A 14,765-nucleotide genomic window follows, 5' to 3' on the forward strand; every position below is an offset into this window, starting at 1 on the left:
CGGCAACAATGTGATCGCTAGTGAAAACCTCCAGGCTATCCCCCGAAAATCGGGAGCTGAGCCAGATCGTTGACCGTGACGAAGACCATGAGCGCGAGCACCAATGCCACGCCCGTACGGATCGCCCATTCCTGACTGCGCGCCCCCAGCGGCCTGCGACGGACCAGTTCAGCCGCGTAGAAAGCCAGGTGCCCGCCGTCGAGGCCAGGAATTGGCAGGAGGTTGATGAATGCCAAGTTAATCGAAATCAGCGCCGCGAAGCTCACGAAGGCTTCCCAGCCAAGGCTGAACTGTTGCCCCGAATACTGGGCGATCTTGACCGGCCCGCCCAGCTCCCGCACCGACCGATCGCCGGTGAAGATTTGGACGATGCCCGTCACCATCGTGCCCATGACCTTGAAGCTCTGGTCGACGCCAAGCCCAACCGCACGAAGCGGCCCGACCTGTTCAAGCCGGCCGGCGCGCACGCCGATCTGGCCGACTTTCTCGACCTTGCCCTGCTCGTCGGTGATGGTGCCAGCCGTGATCGCGACCGGGATGGTCAGGGCCTGACCGCCTCTGCGCACGGTAACCTGTACGGTCTGCCCAGCATTGGGGCGGATCAGACGCGGGATATCGCCAAAGCCGGCCACGGCAACGCCGTTTACGGCCACAATGCGGTCACCCAGCTGGATACCGGCCTTTTCCGCAGGCGAATCGCCATAGAAACCGCCGACCAGCGCCGGCATCAGTTCCACGCCGAGATTGCCGACCCGCGCCTTGTTACCGAACTTGTCGCTCAGTTCCAGTGAGGCCAGCGTGACCGGCACGACAAGGGTGCGCCCTTCCCGTGCCACCGCGACGGAGATCGTCTTGCCTGGGAAGTAGGCGGTGTGGTCGCTGATCTCAGTGGCGCTGTCGATCTTTTCGCTATCGATGGCGACGATACGGTCGCCCAGGCGCAGACCGGCCTTCTGGGCGGGAGAATTCTGCGAAAAGCCGCTGACTTCGGCATCGGCGACGACGCGGCCGTACACTCCGTAGAAAGCAGCAAAAATCGCCACGCAGAGCAACAGGTTGGTCATCGGCCCGGCCAGCACGATCAGCGCGCGCTGCCACAGCGGCTTGGCATGGAAAGTCTGTGCGCGTTCCTGCGCGGTCAGGCCGTCGTTGCGGGCGCTCGGCGCGCTTGACGGGTTCATGTCACCCGCGAACTGGACATAGCCGCCCAGCGGCAGCGCCGAGAGCTTCCAGCGGGTGCCGCGCTTGTCGGTCCAGCCAGCCAGTTCCTTGCCGAATCCGATCGAGAAGGCATCCGCCTTCACGCCGAACAGGCGGCCCACCAGATAGTGTCCCAGCTCATGGATAAGGACCAGCGGGCCCAGCACCAGGAGGAAGGCGAAGATCGTCGTCAGAAGTCCTGGTGATCCGGTCACGCGATCAATCTTTCATCATGGGCTGGTCACGAGCATGCGCGCCCTCGCCCTTGCCTCCGTGTCTACGTCGAGGACATCGGAGAGGCAACCGGGCGCAGGCGGTGCATAGGACGCAAGTACGTCCTCCACTTGTGCCGCAATACGGGTGAACGAAATGTGACCGGCCAGAAATGCAGCGACCGCGATTTCGTTGGCAGCATTGAGCACCGCCGGGACCGCGCCGCCCGCCATCGCTGCTTCGCGCGCCAGACGAGTCGCGGGGAAGCGCTCCTCGTCGGGCTTGCGGAAGGTCAGCTCGCCGATTTCCGCAAGGTCGAGCGGGGCGCAGGGCGTATCCATCCGGCGCGGCCAGGCCAGCGCCGAGGCGATCGGCACGCGCATGTCGGACGGGCCGAGCTGCGCCAGCGTCGAGCCATCGCGGTATTCCACCATCGAATGGACCACCGACTGCGGATGGACGATGATACGCAGCTTATCCAGCCCGACCGGGAACAGGTGGTGCGCCTCGATCAGTTCGAGGCCCTTGTTGAACATCGTCGCCGAATCGACACTGATCTTGGCGCCCATGTCCCAGTTGGGATGGCGTACCGCCTCGGCCGGGGTGGCCGCCATGAGGCGCTCCCACGACCAGTCGCGGAACGGCCCGCCGCTGGCGGTCAGGGTGATCCAGCGCACGTCGGCGGCATCGCCTCCTGACAGGCACTGGAAGATCGCGTTGTGTTCCGAATCGACCGGCAGCAGCGTGGCGCCATGGTGTGCGACGGCGGCCATCATCACTTCGCCCGCGGAAACCAGCGCTTCCTTGTTGGCGAGCGCGATCACCCCGCCCTGCTCGATCGCCGCCATCGTCGGCGCGAGGCCCGCGCAGCCGACGATGGCGGCAACAGTCACCTCGGCGCCGCGCGCAGCGGCCTCGATCAATGCGGCCGGGCCGCCTGCAGCCTCGATGCCTGAACCAGCGAGCGCTTCCTGCAGGGCCGGCAGGTGCGCTTCATCGGCGACTACCGCGATTTCGGCGCCGAATTCACGCGCCAGACGTGCCAGTTCGGCGGCGCTGGAATGCGCCGTCAGCGCGACCACTCGCCAATCGCTGCGATTGCGGCGGACGAGATCAAGTGTCGAGGCGCCGATCGAGCCAGTGGCGCCTAGAACGGTAAGAGTACGCATGGACCTCATCGCGGCTGGAACAGGATCATCAGCCCTAGCACGAACAGCACCGCCAGCAAGCCGTCAGCACGGTCGAAGAAGCCGCCGTGACCCGGAATCAGGTTGCCCGAATCCTTGAGGCCGGCGCGGCGCTTCATCCAGCTTTCGAAGAAATCGCCGGCCTGCGCGCAGACGGCGACGAGGATGCCGGTCATCAGGCAGGTCGCGAAAAGCGGTACGGCGCCAGCGGTCGCATACCAGCATGGCTGCGTCCCGAAACACGAAACCGCATCGGCAGCGGCGCCGCGCGGCGTGAGCCAGATCGCGCCTTCCTGCCAAAGACGTGCTGCCGTGAAAAGCGCCAACGTGGCGCCGATGGCGCCGCCCAGAAGGCCCGACCATGTCTTGGACGGACTGATCGACGGCGCAATCTTGGGTCCGCGCAAAGTGCGTCCGGTGAAATAAGCGCCCACGTCCACGGCTATGACGGCCGCGAGCAGTGTCATGACCGGCGCCAGGGTAAAGGCATCGTTGTGCAGGAACAGCAGCATGGCGGCGCCGATACCGACGTAGAGCATGCCTGCGAAGTTCCAGGCGGCACGCCCGCCCGGCCCCGGAACTGCGCGGCGCGCCATCCGGATCCACTCATAGAGTACGCCCACGGAAATCGCGCAAACGAAGGCGATCCATACCGCCCCGCCCAGCCAGAGCGCTGTGCCGGCGACCGCAACCATGACGATCCCCGATACCGTCCTGACCCCGAGGTCGGAGCTGCTTTTGGGAGGTTCAGCGCCCACCATAGCGCCGATCACGGGTGGAGAACGCTTCGAGTGCGTCGCGCAAGTGCTCGGCGGTGAAGTCCGGCCAGAGCACGTCGGTGAACAGCATCTCGGCATAGGCCGCCTGCCACAGCAGGAAATTCGACAGCCGTACTTCGCCCGAAGTGCGGATCAGCAGGTCGAGCGGCGGCAGGTCGGCGGTATCGAGATGCGCAGCGATGCTTTCGGGCGTGACAGGGCCCCTTGCGGCCGCCTTGGCGGCGGCGCGGGCGATCTCGTCCTGAGAGCCATAGTTGAGCGCAACGACCAGCGTGGTGCCGGTATTGCCGGCCGTGCGCTCCATCGCGCCTTCAACCAGCTCGACAACATCGGTCTTGAAGGCTTTGTAATCGCCGATAATTTTCAGCCGAACACCGGCTTTCGCAAATTCGTCGAGGTCGGAAAGGATGAAGCGCTTCATCAGGCTCATGAGGTCGGAAACCTCTTCCTCGGGCCGCCGCCAGTTCTCGGTCGAGAAGGCATAAAGGGTCAGCGCTTCAAGCCCCATCTCGCGCGCGCCGCGCACGACGCGGCGCACCGCCTCCACGCCGCGCTGGTGGCCCAGCGCGCGCGGAAGGTGACGCTTCTTCGCCCAGCGCCCGTTGCCGTCCATGATGATGGCGACATGACGGGCCTGTACGGGTTCCTCCTTGGCCATCAGGCCTCCCTCACCCCGAGGCAATCAAACCTCACTTGCCGAGGATTTCCTTTTCCTTGCCCGCAAACACTTCGTCGAGCGACTTGATCATATCGTCGGTCAGCTTCTGGACTTCGGTTTCGCCGCGCTTGCGGTCGTCTTCCGAGATTTCCTTCTTCTTCTCGTCGGCCTTCAGGTTCTCGATACCGTCGCGGCGCACGTTGCGGATCGCGATCCGGGCCTTCTCGGCATAGGAGCCAGCCAGCTTGGCAAGTTCCTTGCGGCGTTCCTCGGTCAGGTCAGGGATCGGCAGGCGCAGGGTGTTGCCGTCATTGATCGGGTTGAGGCCCAGACCGGCAGAACGGATCGCCTTCTCGACGGGTCCGATGTTCGACTTGTCCCACACCTGCACCGAAAGCATGCGCGGCTCGGGCGCGGAGATCGTCGCCACCGAAGTGATCGGCATCGAACTGCCGTAGACGGTAACCGTGATCGGCTCCAGCAGCGCGGTATTGGCGCGGCCGGTGCGAAGGCCCGAGAGGTCGTGCTTGAGCGAATCGATCGCGCCCTTCATGCGGCGTTCGAGATCGGCCTTGTCGTACTTGGCCATAATTCAGGCTCCCTTCTGGACGAGCGTCTTGGTTCCGCCCCCGGCGAGGACAGTGGCAAGGTTGCCTTCCTCCCGGATCGAGAACACGACGATCGGAATCGAATTGTCGCGGCACAGCGCCACGGCGGAGGCGTCCATCACCTTCAGGTTGTCGGCAAGGACGGTATCGTAGTCGACGCTGTCGTAACGCTTGGCGTCGGGATTGGTCTTGGGGTCGCTGTCGTAAATGCCGTCAACGCTGGTGCCCTTGAGCAGGGCGCAGCACTTCATTTCGGCAGCACGCAGCGCCGCACCGGAATCGGTGGTGAAATAAGGCGCGCCCACACCGGCGGCGAATATCACCACGCGGCCCTTTTCAAGATGACGCTCGGCACGGCGGCGGATTACCGGCTCGCAGACCTGGTCCATCTGCACGGCGGACTGCACGCGCGTTTCCACGCCGATCTGCTCCAGCGCGTTCTGCATCGCCAGCGCGTTCATCACGGTGGCCAGCATGCCCATGTAATCAGCCTGCGCACGGTCCATGCCGCGCGCGGCGCCCGCCATGCCGCGGAAGATATTGCCGCCGCCGATAACGAGGCAGATCTCCAGGCCGGTTTCCTTGGCCGCCTTCACTTCCTTGGCCAGTTCTGCAACGAAATCGGGATCGATGCCGAACTGCTGGCTCCCCATAAGCACCTCGCCCGAGAGTTTGAGCAGGACACGTTTGTAGGGGGAGGATGACATGCCGCTGGGTCTCCTGGGGGGAAGGGTGGCACGGGCTTTAGGAGCGCGCGGCGCTGTTGCCAAGGGGAAGAGCGCGTCTAATGGCCCTTGCCCCTCACCGCGTGGCAGTGGGAGCGGGTATTTGGGGGAGGAAGAAAGACCCCAGACCCCGTTTGCGTCTACGCTGCGGGTGCAGATCGGCCGGGCAATCACGTCAAGAAAGGCTTGGCGCCGCAGGCTTCTATATTACCTCAACCCCAGGCATACGGATGAAAGGGGCCTGCGCCGCAAGCGCAACCCGCCCGCGCACCTTCAATGAGCGCCCCCGATAGCTTCATGCACAACTACGGCATTAATGGGGGTGCAGGGGGGCTATGCTCCCCTGCTTCTTCCCTTACCCCCCTGCCCTCAAGCCGCCTCGGCCAACGGCCCACCGATCGAGCAGGCAGCATCCACGCCGAGCACATGCGCGACACGCCCCATGGCCATCCACGCAGCCGTACAGTGCGTCAGGTCGACGATCTCGGCATCGGACATGACATTCTTGAGCTTGCTCCAGAATGCCTCGTCGTCGCCAAGAGCGCGCGGGTTTTCACCCATGGCCTGCGAGAACTGCACGGCAAGGCGCTCGCGTTCGCTCAATCCGCTCAGGTCACCGTCCAGCACGGCCTGGTACATGGCTTCATCCGGCGCATCCGCCTGATCGATGACACCGCCTTCCACGCCAAGCAGCCGCAAATCGCGCTGGGCGCGCCAGTTCATGCATACGGTGCAGCCGTTGATGACGGCGGTGGCGATGCGGCAGGCCTCGAACAGGCGCAGAGGCAGCTTCGAGTATCGGTAGGGCGCCATCGCGAAGGCGCCGCTGGCCCGGATAATCTCGGGCGAATATTGCACCGACAGATCGGGGATTGCGTTCTGGGGTTGGGGATCGAGTTCGACGCGCATGGGTGCCTCTTCCGATTGCGGCCGGACGGCGAGCCCGGCCTGTTTCACGCCGGCGTCATTTGGCGCACCGGCCGGGTTGCAAGCTACGCCGCCTTATATTGAAGTCAATCATGTTTGTTTTTAACTGAGGCAACCCGCGTGATTTCAGCGCCCGAAACGAAACGGGCCGGGAAGCTTTCGCTCCCGGCCCGCATGTCCGTTCCCGAAGGAAGGCAGAAAAATCAGCCTGCGACGGCAGCAGCCACTTCGGCTGCGAAGTCGGTGACTTCCTTTTCGATGCCTTCGCCCAGCTGGAAGCGCACATAGTCCTTGAGGACGATCTTCGTGCCTGCGTCCTTGCCGGCCTGGTCGACAACCTGCTGGATCGGGGTCTTGTTGTCGAGAACGAAGACCTGCGAAAGCAGAGCGTTTTCCTTGGCGTACTTGGCGATCGCACCGTCGACCATCTTGGCCTGAACCGCTTCGGGCTTGCCCGATTCGGCAGCCTTTTCGGCGGCGATCTTGCGCTCGCGCTCGATCAGCTCGGCGTCGAGATCGTCAGCATTGAGCGCCAGCGGGAAGGCAGCGGCGATGTGCATCGCGATCTGCTTGCCCAGGGCTTCAAGCACGTCGGTCGCAGCTTCCGACTCGAGAGCGACGAGAACGCCGATCTTGCCGAGGTTCGGCGCAGCCGCGTTGTGCATGTAGGGAACCACAAGGCCCTGCGACACTTCGACGGTCTTCAGGCGGCGAACCTGCTGGTTCTCGCCGATCGTGGCAACATTGTTCGTCAGCTTGTCCGACACGGTGCCGCCATCGGGATAGGCAGCGGCCTTGAGAGCTTCGACATCATTACCGGCCACGCCCAGCGCGACTTCGGTGGTCTTGCGCACGAAGTCCTGGAACTGGTCGTTCTTGGCGACGAAGTCGGTCTCGGAGTTCACCTCGACGGCAACGCCCTTGGTGCCGGTGACGGCAACGCCGACCAGGCCTTCAGCGGCGGTGCGGCTGGACTTCTTGGCGGCAGCGGCCAGACCGCGAGCGCGCAGCGCGTCGACGGCGGCTTCGAGGTCGCCATTGGTCTCGTCGAGAGCCTTCTTGCAGTCCATCATGCCGGCGCCAGTGCGCTCGCGCAGGTTCTTCACGTCAGCGGCGGTATAAGCCATCGCTCAAATCCTCTTTGCTGGGATGGAGGCCCGTAGCGGGCCTCTGAATTACCAGAGCTGCAACCGCAGCCCGGAACATGGAAACGCGCCAGGCCCATTGGACCCGGCGCGCGACAATTCCATGACGAAAGTGTCGTCGGCCGGGGCCTATCAGGCTGCGGTGGTCTCGGCGACGGCTTCCTCGACCGGAGCGTCCAGGGCGCCGATGTCGATGCCGCTGTCGATCACGGCTTCACGGCCGCCCTTGGTCGCTGCCTTGGCGATCGCTTCGCAGTACAGGCGAACGGCGCGGCTGGCGTCGTCGTTGCCCGGGATCGGGAACGAGATGCCCTGCGGGTTTACGTTGGTGTCGAGCACGGCAATGACCGGGATGCCAAGAACGTTGGCTTCCTTGATGGCCAGCTCTTCCTTGTTGGCGTCGATCACGAACATCACGTCCGGGATACCGCCCATGTCGCGGATACCACCGAGCGATGCTTCAAGCTTGTCGCGCTCGCGCGTCAGCTGGAGGACTTCCTTCTTGGTCAGACCGGCGGTGTCGCCAGCAAGCTGCTCTTCAAGAGCCTTGAAGCGCTTGATCGAACCCGAGATGGTCTTCCAGTTGGTGAGCATGCCGCCCAGCCAGCGGTGGTTGACGAAGTGCTGACCGCAGGCGCGAGCGGCCTGTGCGATCGGCTCCTGCGCCTGGCGCTTGGTGCCGACGAAGAGAACCTTGCCGCCGGCCTGAACGGTCGACTGCACGAAGTCGAGGGCGCGCGCGAACAGCGGCACGGTCTGCGACAGGTCGATGATGTGGATGCCGTTGCGCGCGCCGAAGATGTACGGCTTCATGCGCGGGTTCCAGCGGTGGGTCTGGTGACCGAAGTGCGCGCCAGCTTCGATGAGCTGCGACATGGTAACGACGGGAGCCGCCATAAGATATTCCTTTTCCGGTTGAACCTCTGGAAGACTGGAACCGTGCGGAAATCCGCTGCGGCACCGGTATGAACGCCTTCCATGTGGATTGCCTGTGCGAGTCGGACCGGATGATCCGGCAAGAATCCCACAAGCGGGGCCGCCCTTACCCCCACTCCTCGCCTAAATCCACCCCCAATTCACCGCAAAGCATTGTCGTCCTGCCGTCAAAAAGGGTGATTCTCGCGCAAATCAAGGGCTTGGCGAGGAACCAACCGCTTTCAAGTGTTTTTCCAAGGCATTCTTGGTGATAAGTTGGTTAACATATCTAAACATCGGGGCAGACGAATTTTCGCTGCAAAATCAAATGTCCAGTCAGGGGTGACGACTAAAGCAAGAAGGTAGCCCGCTATGAGTATCGCTACACCCGCCCTGTTCACGATCGCGACCATCGCGGCGTTCCTTACGATCTGGAAAAGCGTTGCCGCCGCGCTTCCCGCGATCCGAGCGTTGCGCGCTCAGCTTGCCGAAGCCTCGCAAGTGCCGCTCGTTCAAGTCGCGACGCTGAATACCCGCAGCTCGATCATCGAGGAAACCGCAGTGCGTAGCGCGCGCCTGCGCCGTCACCTGCACCCGAAACCGGTCACGCACCGTCTCCACCAGTTCCCGCACCGCGCTCACGCGGCTTGAACCGTACCTGTTGCCATTCCGCCATTGTCCGGGACGGCATGGATGACGAAGACATTTATCCCGCTCGCTTCGCGCGCTCTGCGGGAAATGCCCGTCCCCGCATTTCATGCGAAACCGCTTTGTACGATTTTGGCTTGACAGGAACGGAACAAAAAGGGAACTAACTGCCCACAGAACATTGATAGAACAGATTCGCGTTTTCCACAAGCTGTCCACAGCCCTGATCGGGCGCCGGGCGACGGTTCTAAAGGAATGGCCATGACTGCATTTGCCACCTGCCTCTTTGCCCTCGCCGCGCTTGCATCGTTATATGCGCTGCTGGCGACCCTGCATCGCTTCGTACCGGCCGCCATGGCGCTGCGGGCGGAACTGGAAGCATGCCGCGGTACAATGACGATCGAATGGAAGATGGTCGAGCGGGTGACAGTGCCCGCGCTCGCTTCGCTCAGGAAGCGTCCGTCGCGCCGTACGGAAGATCGTCCTGGACTGGACTGGCCGACACTGGAGATTGCCGCCTGACCTTGGCGTATGTCACCAGGCCGACCGGGATCAGCAGCAGATATACGATAGTGATCGCCGCAAGCGTAAACCAAGTCTCCGTCAGCAGCGAAGCGACGGTGAGCCCGACCAGTGCAAGAACGCCAAGCCGTAGCGATCCCGGCGGACGCATGCGCGACCAGCCCAAGGTCGGTATGCTTGAGATCATCAGGAACGCGTTAAGCACCATCCACAGGCTTACTGCCACGGGATTGGCAAATTCGGCATGGCCGCTGGCGATCCACAGATACATCGGCAGGAAAGCCAAGCCGGCACCCACTGGTGCGGGAACGCCGGTCAGGAAGCCGACAGCCTTATGCGGCTGCTCAAGCATGTCGAGCCGGGAATTGAACCGGGCCAAACGCAGCACGCAGCAAATCGCAAAGGCGAGCGCAGCGATCCAGCCCAGGCTGGGCATCGCCTTCAGCGTCCACAGATAGACGATCAGAGCCGGCGCAACGCCGAAGGAGATCGAATCGGCAAGGCTGTCGAGTTCGGCGCCAAAACGCGTCTGCGCCTTGAGCAACCGCGCCGCGCGCCCGTCGATACCGTCGAGTACACCGGCGAGGATAATCGCCAGGATCGACTTCTCGAAATTTCCGTCGATGGCAAAACGAATGCCGGTAAGACCCGAGCACAAAGCAGCAACGGTGATCGCATTGGGCACGATCGCCCGCACCGAAAGTCCTGGCGCAAGCCGGCGGCGCGGGCCGCGACCTGCGACGGAACCTTCTTCCTCCACGCTCGGATCCGGGATCACTGGGCGATGCCCTCGATCACTGAAGCACTGGCGAGCTGCGCAAGCACAGTTTCACCGGCAATGATTTTCTGGCCCATCAGCACCTTCGGCTCGGTGCCGGCGGGGAGGTAAACGTCGACGCGGCTGCCGAAGCGGATCAGGCCAATGCGCTGGCCGCAGGCGATGATATCGCCGGGCTTGACGAAAGGCACGATGCGGCGGGCGACAAGGCCGGCGATCTGCGTGAAGCAGATGCGCAGGCCGTCGCTACGCTCGACCAGAATGTGCTGGCGCTCGTTCTCTTCGCTCGCCTTGTCGAGATCCGCATTCACGAACTTGCCGGGGATATAAATCACCCGCTTCACCGTCCCGGCGATCGGGGTGCGATTGATATGGACGTCGAACACCGACATGAAAATTGAGATGCGGGTCACAGGCTCGGACGCCATCGGCGCGGAACCGGTGCCATCGTCGACGGTAAGCTCACGGGGGGGCGCAACCTTGCCGATCAGCGTAACGAGGCCGTCTGCCGGCGCGATAATCGCACGCTCGTCCTGCGGGGTGACGCGCACGGGGTCGCGGAAAAAGGCGAGCACGCACAACGTGAGTACGGCCAGCGGCCAGCCAACCCAAGGGCCGAGCAGTATCCAGCCGATCAGCGCAATGACGCCGGCTATCGCGCCGAATTTGCGGCCTTCGGGGTGAATGGAGGGCCACTGCCACGACGCTTCGCCGCGGCCCTGATTATCTAGAATATCTCCGGGCATCGCTCTCACCTAGACAGTGCGCACAAGTACCGCAATGCCGCAGGCCTCGCGCCGTTCCCAGTCGGGAACCGCGCCTGCGGATAAATGCGGGTATCGTGCTGCTTTTCGGGGGGTGCCCCTCGAGCGGGGCGACTGCCGGCCCGACCCTGAACGGTCGGGCGGAAAATGGTGGTGGACAGGGCTGGATTCGAACCAGCGTACGCTTGCACGGGCAGATTTACAGTCTGCTGCCTTTAACCACTCGGCCACCTGTCCACACCAGTTGCTGGCTGCTGGAAATCCCCGCAAAAGCGGGAAAATCCGGCGTTGGTCGAGGCTCCGAAAGGGGCCTCGTTGCCGAGAGGCCGGCCCTATGTAGAACCGAGCCTTGCCTGTCAATGCCCTCCCTGTCAGAGGGGGCAAGAAATTTGCAATATTTGGTTTTTCGAAAGGACTATGAATGAACAAGCGTGGCAGCGGACGGGGTGAACCCGAAGGCGACGCCCGCCCGGCAAAGGCCCTGCGGGGCCGGGCCGGCCGGATGAAGAACGGGCGCGGCAGCGGCAAGGCCAGTTCCGGGGCCGTGCGCCTGTGGGGCCGCCATGCCGTCGAGGCGGCGCTCAAAAACCCCGATCGGAACCATCGCAAGCTATGGGCAACGCGCGAGGGTGTCGAATCGCTCGATGGCGAGCTTCCCGCCGATTTCGCGGTCGAATGGGCTCAGGCCGCCGATCTCGCCCGCCTTGTGGCGCGTGATGCGCCGCATCAGGGCCTGGTGCTCGAATGCGATCCGCTGGACGACATCTTCCTCGGCGACGTTCTGGAAGGCGACCCTACCCGCCCGGTGATCGTGCTCGACCAGGTGACCGACCCGCACAACGTGGGCGCGATCATGCGCTCGGCGGCAGCATTCAATGCCTGCGCCATCGTCACACAGGATCGTCACGCTCCGGTCGAATCGGGCACGCTGGCGAAATCCGCCTCGGGCGCGCTGGAAGTGCTGCCCTGGGTCCGCGTGGTAAACCTTGCCCGCGCGCTGGAGGAGATCGCCGAGGCCGGTTACTGGCGAATCGGTCTCGACGGTACAGCGGAAACGACTTTGGGCGAGGCCCTGCCTACCGGCCCCGTAGCGCTGGTGCTCGGCGCCGAAGGCGACGGCATGCGCCACAATATCACCCAGCACTGCGACGCGATCGCTAAGTTGCCGATCAGCGAGGCTATGGAAAGCCTCAACGTCAGCAACGCTGCCGCCATCGCACTCTATGCAGCGGCGACTCGCGTCACCGAATGAGCTGCGAAGCGTCCGTCCCGATGCGAAGGGGCGGACGCCAAAGGGGCAATCGAGGGGAAACACATGACCGAAACTTCACATCGGCTACCGTTCCGCCGGGCGCTGGCTGTTGCCGCGCTGGCGCTGCTGGCCGCCGCCTGCATCTTCGCGCCGGGCAAGTTCACCTCGCAGATCGATCTCAAAAAGGATCGCAGCTTCGCCTTTCGCTATACCGGCGAAATCCTGATGATCCCGCTGATGAAGAGCGAAAAGGACGAGGCATTCGAGCCCTCTTCTTGCCACGACGAGGAAAGCCTCGAAGAACGCACCTGCAGCGGCGATGAACTGGCGCAGCAGAAAACCGACTGGGAAGAAAGCCGCGCGGAGAAGAAAAAGAGCGACGCGCAGGCAGCCAAGATGCTGCTGGGCGGCATTGATCCCAGCAATCCCGAATCGGGCAAGGAACTCGCCGACAAGCTGCGCCGCCAGGCAGGCTGGAATAAGGTCGAGTATCTGGGCGACGGCAAGTTCGACGTCGACTTCGCCATATCCGGCAAGCTCGACCACGACTTCATCTTCCCCACCTTTGAGGGCTTCCCGATGAGCAACCCGTTCATCCAGGTCTTCGCCCGGCAGGACGGCACCGTGCGCATCGATGCGCCGGGGTTCGGCCCTCAGAGCGGTAGCGGCGCGATGGCGGGCATGATGGCCGGGATGGCGCAGGATACGACCGGCAGTGACGGTCCGACGAGTCTGGCTGACGGCAGCTTTGCGGTTTTCACCAACGGCGAAGTCCTCGCCAACAATACCGACGAAGGCGCCGCTTCGGCTTCCGGCGGAAAGTTGCTGTCGTGGAAGGTCAATCCGCGCACTGCGGCGGCACCGACCGCACTTGTGAAGCTTTCGCGCTAGATCCGGGACGAGGTCGTGCCAGGGTTTGTCCCGGAACGACCTCGTCACGCAATACAACCGCATTGGATGCGTTTGGCCGACCGCCCTGCCCTTGGCTAAGTTCAAAACTTGAGGTCGGGCAGGCTGACTCCCCCGCACGGACGAATCTCGAACGTGTCGACGCTGTCCAAATCATCACGAAACGATCTCCAGCGCCCGATCGTCGTTGCGAAGCGCGGGCTCGTCCCACTTCACGGCAACACCCCGTTTTCGCCTTCGAACGCTCATAGAGTATTTGGTCAGCGCCAGAGGGCATGGCTTCAACACATTGCGGGGCCGAACCACACAAGAGTCCAGCAGCATGCTCCATAATGACGGCCGCCAGTGAGCGATGCGGTGTCTGGTATACCGCTCTTCCGCAAATGAAAAACGCCGCGCCGACCCTGATGGGCTGGCGCGGCGTGATCCGATCGACCTGTGAGGCGTTACAGGCCGCCTGCCAACTTAGTTGACGGCGTCCTTCAGGCCCTTGCCGGCCTTGAACTTCGGCTGCGACGAAGCCTTGATTTCCATCGGTTCACCGGTGCGCGGGTTACGGCCGGTAGAGGCCTTGCGCTTGGCTACCGAGAACGTGCCGAAACCGACGAGGCGAACTTCGTCGCCCTTCTTCAGCGAACCCGTGATGGCCTCGAAAACGCCTTCGACTGCCTTGGTGGCGTCGCTGCGGGTCAGGCCGCTCGAATCGGCAACTGCGCTGATGAGATCGTTCTTGTTCATTATGGGAACCCCCTTAGCTTTCAAGTGGAGCGGATAGTGATGTAATTTCAAAATCGCCTCTGGAGCGGCGACGGAATGGAGCGGGTTTTCAACGAGGTGGCAAGGCCTAAACAAGTCCCAAACTCGCGGTTTATCGCGTTTTTTCGCCACTTTCCTAGAGGCTAGTCGTTGTGCGGTGCAGCATCGCCTGCCGACTCGCAGAGCCGGCATTTCGCTGCGCCATCGCAGCGGTCACCAGCAGGAAATGCCGTTGACGTCCCTATCAGATAAGGGATGTCGTGAAACCCCGGCGAACTCAAGCCGCCCGAACTCGATTGACGCGTTAGCCAACCGAACGCGGGAAGCAGGCACAAAAAAAGGCGGCCCGAATGCGAACCGCCTCTTTGAGCAGCCCGGTCCGAAGACCGGGCTTTGCACCTTAGCTTACGCCTTGGTGTCGTTGATACGGCGCTCGGCGATACGCGCGCGCTTGCCGGTACGACCACGCAGGTAGTACAGCTTTGCACGGCGCACGACGCCGCGGCGCACCACGGTGATCGAATCGATGTTCGGCGAGTAAAGCGGGAATACGCGCTCCACGCCTTCACCGAAGCTCATCTTGCGAACGGTGAAGTTGGAACCCATGCCACGGTTCGAGCGCGCGATGCACACGCCCTCGTATGCCTGGACACGGGTACGGACGCCTTCGACGACCTTCACGCCGACGCGGACGGTGTCGCCCGGACGGAATGCGGGGATGTCCTTGGCGGCCTTGGCGATTTCTTCGGCTTCGATCTGCTGAATCAGGTTCATGAACC

At 63.2% G+C, this 14,765-nt stretch carries 17 protein-coding genes and 1 tRNA gene; 4 read left to right on the forward strand and 14 right to left on the reverse strand.

The features are described from left to right. Positions 1-35: 35 nt before the first annotated feature. The 9 genes from rseP to rpsB all read right to left on the reverse strand — a co-directional run bounded on the left by rseP (position 36) and on the right by rpsB (position 8,339). Positions 36-1,415, reverse strand: coding sequence for an RIP metalloprotease RseP (gene rseP, locus TQ38_RS12125; protein ID WP_043977566.1), 1,380 nt, complete (start codon positions 1,413-1,415; stop codon positions 36-38). A 15-nt stretch (positions 1,416-1,430) separates the two neighbouring features. Continuing rightward, entirely contained in the window at positions 1,431-2,582 is a 1,152-nt protein-coding gene (gene dxr, locus TQ38_RS12130) for a 1-deoxy-D-xylulose-5-phosphate reductoisomerase (RefSeq protein ID WP_043977564.1), read from the reverse strand. Between the two features lie 5 nt (positions 2,583-2,587). Continuing rightward, a complete protein-coding gene (locus TQ38_RS12135; RefSeq protein WP_043977561.1) occupies positions 2,588-3,361 on the reverse strand; it encodes a phosphatidate cytidylyltransferase in 774 nt (257 codons plus the stop codon). Then, positions 3,348-4,037 (reverse strand): polyprenyl diphosphate synthase, encoded by a 690-nt coding sequence (uppS, locus tag TQ38_RS12140; protein ID WP_043977558.1) that lies wholly within the window; start codon positions 4,035-4,037, stop codon positions 3,348-3,350. The genes TQ38_RS12135 and uppS overlap by 14 nt, the downstream gene beginning before the upstream one ends. 31 nt (positions 4,038-4,068) lie before the next feature. Further along, positions 4,069-4,626, reverse strand: a complete 558-nt coding sequence (gene frr, locus TQ38_RS12145) for a ribosome recycling factor (RefSeq protein ID WP_043977556.1) — start codon at positions 4,624-4,626, stop codon at positions 4,069-4,071. Positions 4,627-4,629: 3 nt separating this feature from the next. Beyond that, positions 4,630-5,352: a UMP kinase gene (pyrH, locus tag TQ38_RS12150; RefSeq protein WP_043977554.1), complete on the reverse strand. Its 723-nt coding sequence runs from the start codon at positions 5,350-5,352 to the stop codon at positions 4,630-4,632. A gap of 387 nt (positions 5,353-5,739) precedes the next feature. Then, positions 5,740-6,279 carry a carboxymuconolactone decarboxylase family protein gene (locus TQ38_RS12155; protein WP_043977552.1) on the reverse strand — a complete coding sequence of 180 codons (540 nt, stop codon included), beginning with the start codon at positions 6,277-6,279 and terminating at the stop codon, positions 5,740-5,742. Positions 6,280-6,500: 221 nt separating this feature from the next. Then, a complete protein-coding gene (gene tsf, locus TQ38_RS12160; protein ID WP_043977550.1) occupies positions 6,501-7,424 on the reverse strand; it encodes a translation elongation factor Ts in 924 nt (307 codons plus the stop codon). Between the two features lie 150 nt (positions 7,425-7,574). Continuing rightward, a complete protein-coding gene (gene rpsB / locus TQ38_RS12165; protein ID WP_043977548.1) occupies positions 7,575-8,339 on the reverse strand; it encodes a 30S ribosomal protein S2 in 765 nt (254 codons plus the stop codon). Positions 8,340-8,729: 390 nt separating this feature from the next. Between rpsB and TQ38_RS12170 the strand changes: the two genes are divergently transcribed. Next, positions 8,730-9,008, forward strand: a complete 279-nt coding sequence (locus tag TQ38_RS12170) for a hypothetical protein (protein ID WP_043977546.1) — start codon at positions 8,730-8,732, stop codon at positions 9,006-9,008. 258 nt (positions 9,009-9,266) lie between these two features. After that, positions 9,267-9,527 (forward strand): hypothetical protein, encoded by a 261-nt coding sequence (locus TQ38_RS29955; RefSeq protein WP_162792241.1) that lies wholly within the window; start codon positions 9,267-9,269, stop codon positions 9,525-9,527. Here the strand turns inward: TQ38_RS29955 and pssA are convergent. From pssA to TQ38_RS12185, 3 genes are all read right to left on the reverse strand, one after another. Beyond that, positions 9,454-10,305, reverse strand: coding sequence for a CDP-diacylglycerol--serine O-phosphatidyltransferase (gene pssA, locus TQ38_RS12175; RefSeq protein ID WP_043977545.1), 852 nt, complete (start codon positions 10,303-10,305; stop codon positions 9,454-9,456). The genes TQ38_RS29955 and pssA overlap by 74 nt on opposite strands. Further along, positions 10,302-11,051: a phosphatidylserine decarboxylase gene (locus TQ38_RS12180; RefSeq protein WP_043977544.1), complete on the reverse strand. Its 750-nt coding sequence runs from the start codon at positions 11,049-11,051 to the stop codon at positions 10,302-10,304. The genes pssA and TQ38_RS12180 overlap by 4 nt, the downstream gene beginning before the upstream one ends. 169 nt (positions 11,052-11,220) lie before the next feature. Then, positions 11,221-11,306 (reverse strand) — tRNA-Tyr (locus tag TQ38_RS12185). Positions 11,307-11,490: 184 nt separating this feature from the next. On the opposite strand from TQ38_RS12185, the gene TQ38_RS12190 reads away from it, so the two are divergent. Beyond that, positions 11,491-12,321, forward strand: a complete 831-nt coding sequence (locus TQ38_RS12190) for an RNA methyltransferase (RefSeq protein WP_043977543.1) — start codon at positions 11,491-11,493, stop codon at positions 12,319-12,321. Positions 12,322-12,384: 63 nt separating this feature from the next. Then, positions 12,385-13,212 (forward strand): hypothetical protein, encoded by an 828-nt coding sequence (locus tag TQ38_RS12195; protein WP_043977542.1) that lies wholly within the window; start codon positions 12,385-12,387, stop codon positions 13,210-13,212. Positions 13,213-13,695: 483 nt separating this feature from the next. On the opposite strand, the gene TQ38_RS31290 is transcribed toward TQ38_RS12195, so the two are convergent. Both TQ38_RS31290 and rplS read right to left on the reverse strand, forming a co-directional pair. Then, positions 13,696-14,178: an HU family DNA-binding protein gene (locus tag TQ38_RS31290; protein WP_255417946.1), complete on the reverse strand. Its 483-nt coding sequence runs from the start codon at positions 14,176-14,178 to the stop codon at positions 13,696-13,698. Positions 14,179-14,391: 213 nt separating this feature from the next. Beyond that, positions 14,392-14,760, reverse strand: coding sequence for a 50S ribosomal protein L19 (gene rplS, locus TQ38_RS12205; RefSeq protein ID WP_043977538.1), 369 nt, complete (start codon positions 14,758-14,760; stop codon positions 14,392-14,394). Positions 14,761-14,765 lie beyond the last annotated feature (5 nt).

The organism is Novosphingobium sp. P6W, from assembly GCF_000876675.2.
Taxonomy (GTDB): Bacteria; Pseudomonadota; Alphaproteobacteria; order Sphingomonadales; family Sphingomonadaceae; genus Novosphingobium.

Bases quoted from the DNA above. Each gene is read 5' to 3' on its own strand.
- dxr (WP_043977564.1), bottom strand. From the start codon at position 2,582: ATGCGTACTCTTACCGTTCTAGGCGCCACTGGCTCGATCGGCGCCTCG.
- TQ38_RS12135 (WP_043977561.1), bottom strand. From the start codon at position 3,361: ATGGTGGGCGCTGAACCTCCCAAAAGCAGCTCCGACCTCGGGGTCAGG.
- uppS (WP_043977558.1), bottom strand. From the start codon at position 4,037: ATGGCCAAGGAGGAACCCGTACAGGCCCGTCATGTCGCCATCATCATG.
- frr (WP_043977556.1), bottom strand. From the start codon at position 4,626: ATGGCCAAGTACGACAAGGCCGATCTCGAACGCCGCATGAAGGGCGCG.
- pyrH (WP_043977554.1), bottom strand. From the start codon at position 5,352: ATGTCATCCTCCCCCTACAAACGTGTCCTGCTCAAACTCTCGGGCGAG.
- TQ38_RS12155 (WP_043977552.1), bottom strand. From the start codon at position 6,279: ATGCGCGTCGAACTCGATCCCCAACCCCAGAACGCAATCCCCGATCTG.
- tsf (WP_043977550.1), bottom strand. From the start codon at position 7,424: ATGGCTTATACCGCCGCTGACGTGAAGAACCTGCGCGAGCGCACTGGC.
- rpsB (WP_043977548.1), bottom strand. From the start codon at position 8,339: ATGGCGGCTCCCGTCGTTACCATGTCGCAGCTCATCGAAGCTGGCGCG.
- TQ38_RS12170 (WP_043977546.1), top strand. From the start codon at position 8,730: ATGAGTATCGCTACACCCGCCCTGTTCACGATCGCGACCATCGCGGCG.
- TQ38_RS29955 (WP_162792241.1), top strand. From the start codon at position 9,267: ATGACTGCATTTGCCACCTGCCTCTTTGCCCTCGCCGCGCTTGCATCG.
- TQ38_RS12180 (WP_043977544.1), bottom strand. From the start codon at position 11,051: ATGCCCGGAGATATTCTAGATAATCAGGGCCGCGGCGAAGCGTCGTGG.
- TQ38_RS12190 (WP_043977543.1), top strand. From the start codon at position 11,491: ATGAACAAGCGTGGCAGCGGACGGGGTGAACCCGAAGGCGACGCCCGC.
- TQ38_RS12195 (WP_043977542.1), top strand. From the start codon at position 12,385: ATGACCGAAACTTCACATCGGCTACCGTTCCGCCGGGCGCTGGCTGTT.
- TQ38_RS31290 (WP_255417946.1), bottom strand. From the start codon at position 14,178: ATGCCGGCTCTGCGAGTCGGCAGGCGATGCTGCACCGCACAACGACTA.
- rplS (WP_043977538.1), bottom strand. From the start codon at position 14,760: ATGAACCTGATTCAGCAGATCGAAGCCGAAGAAATCGCCAAGGCCGCC.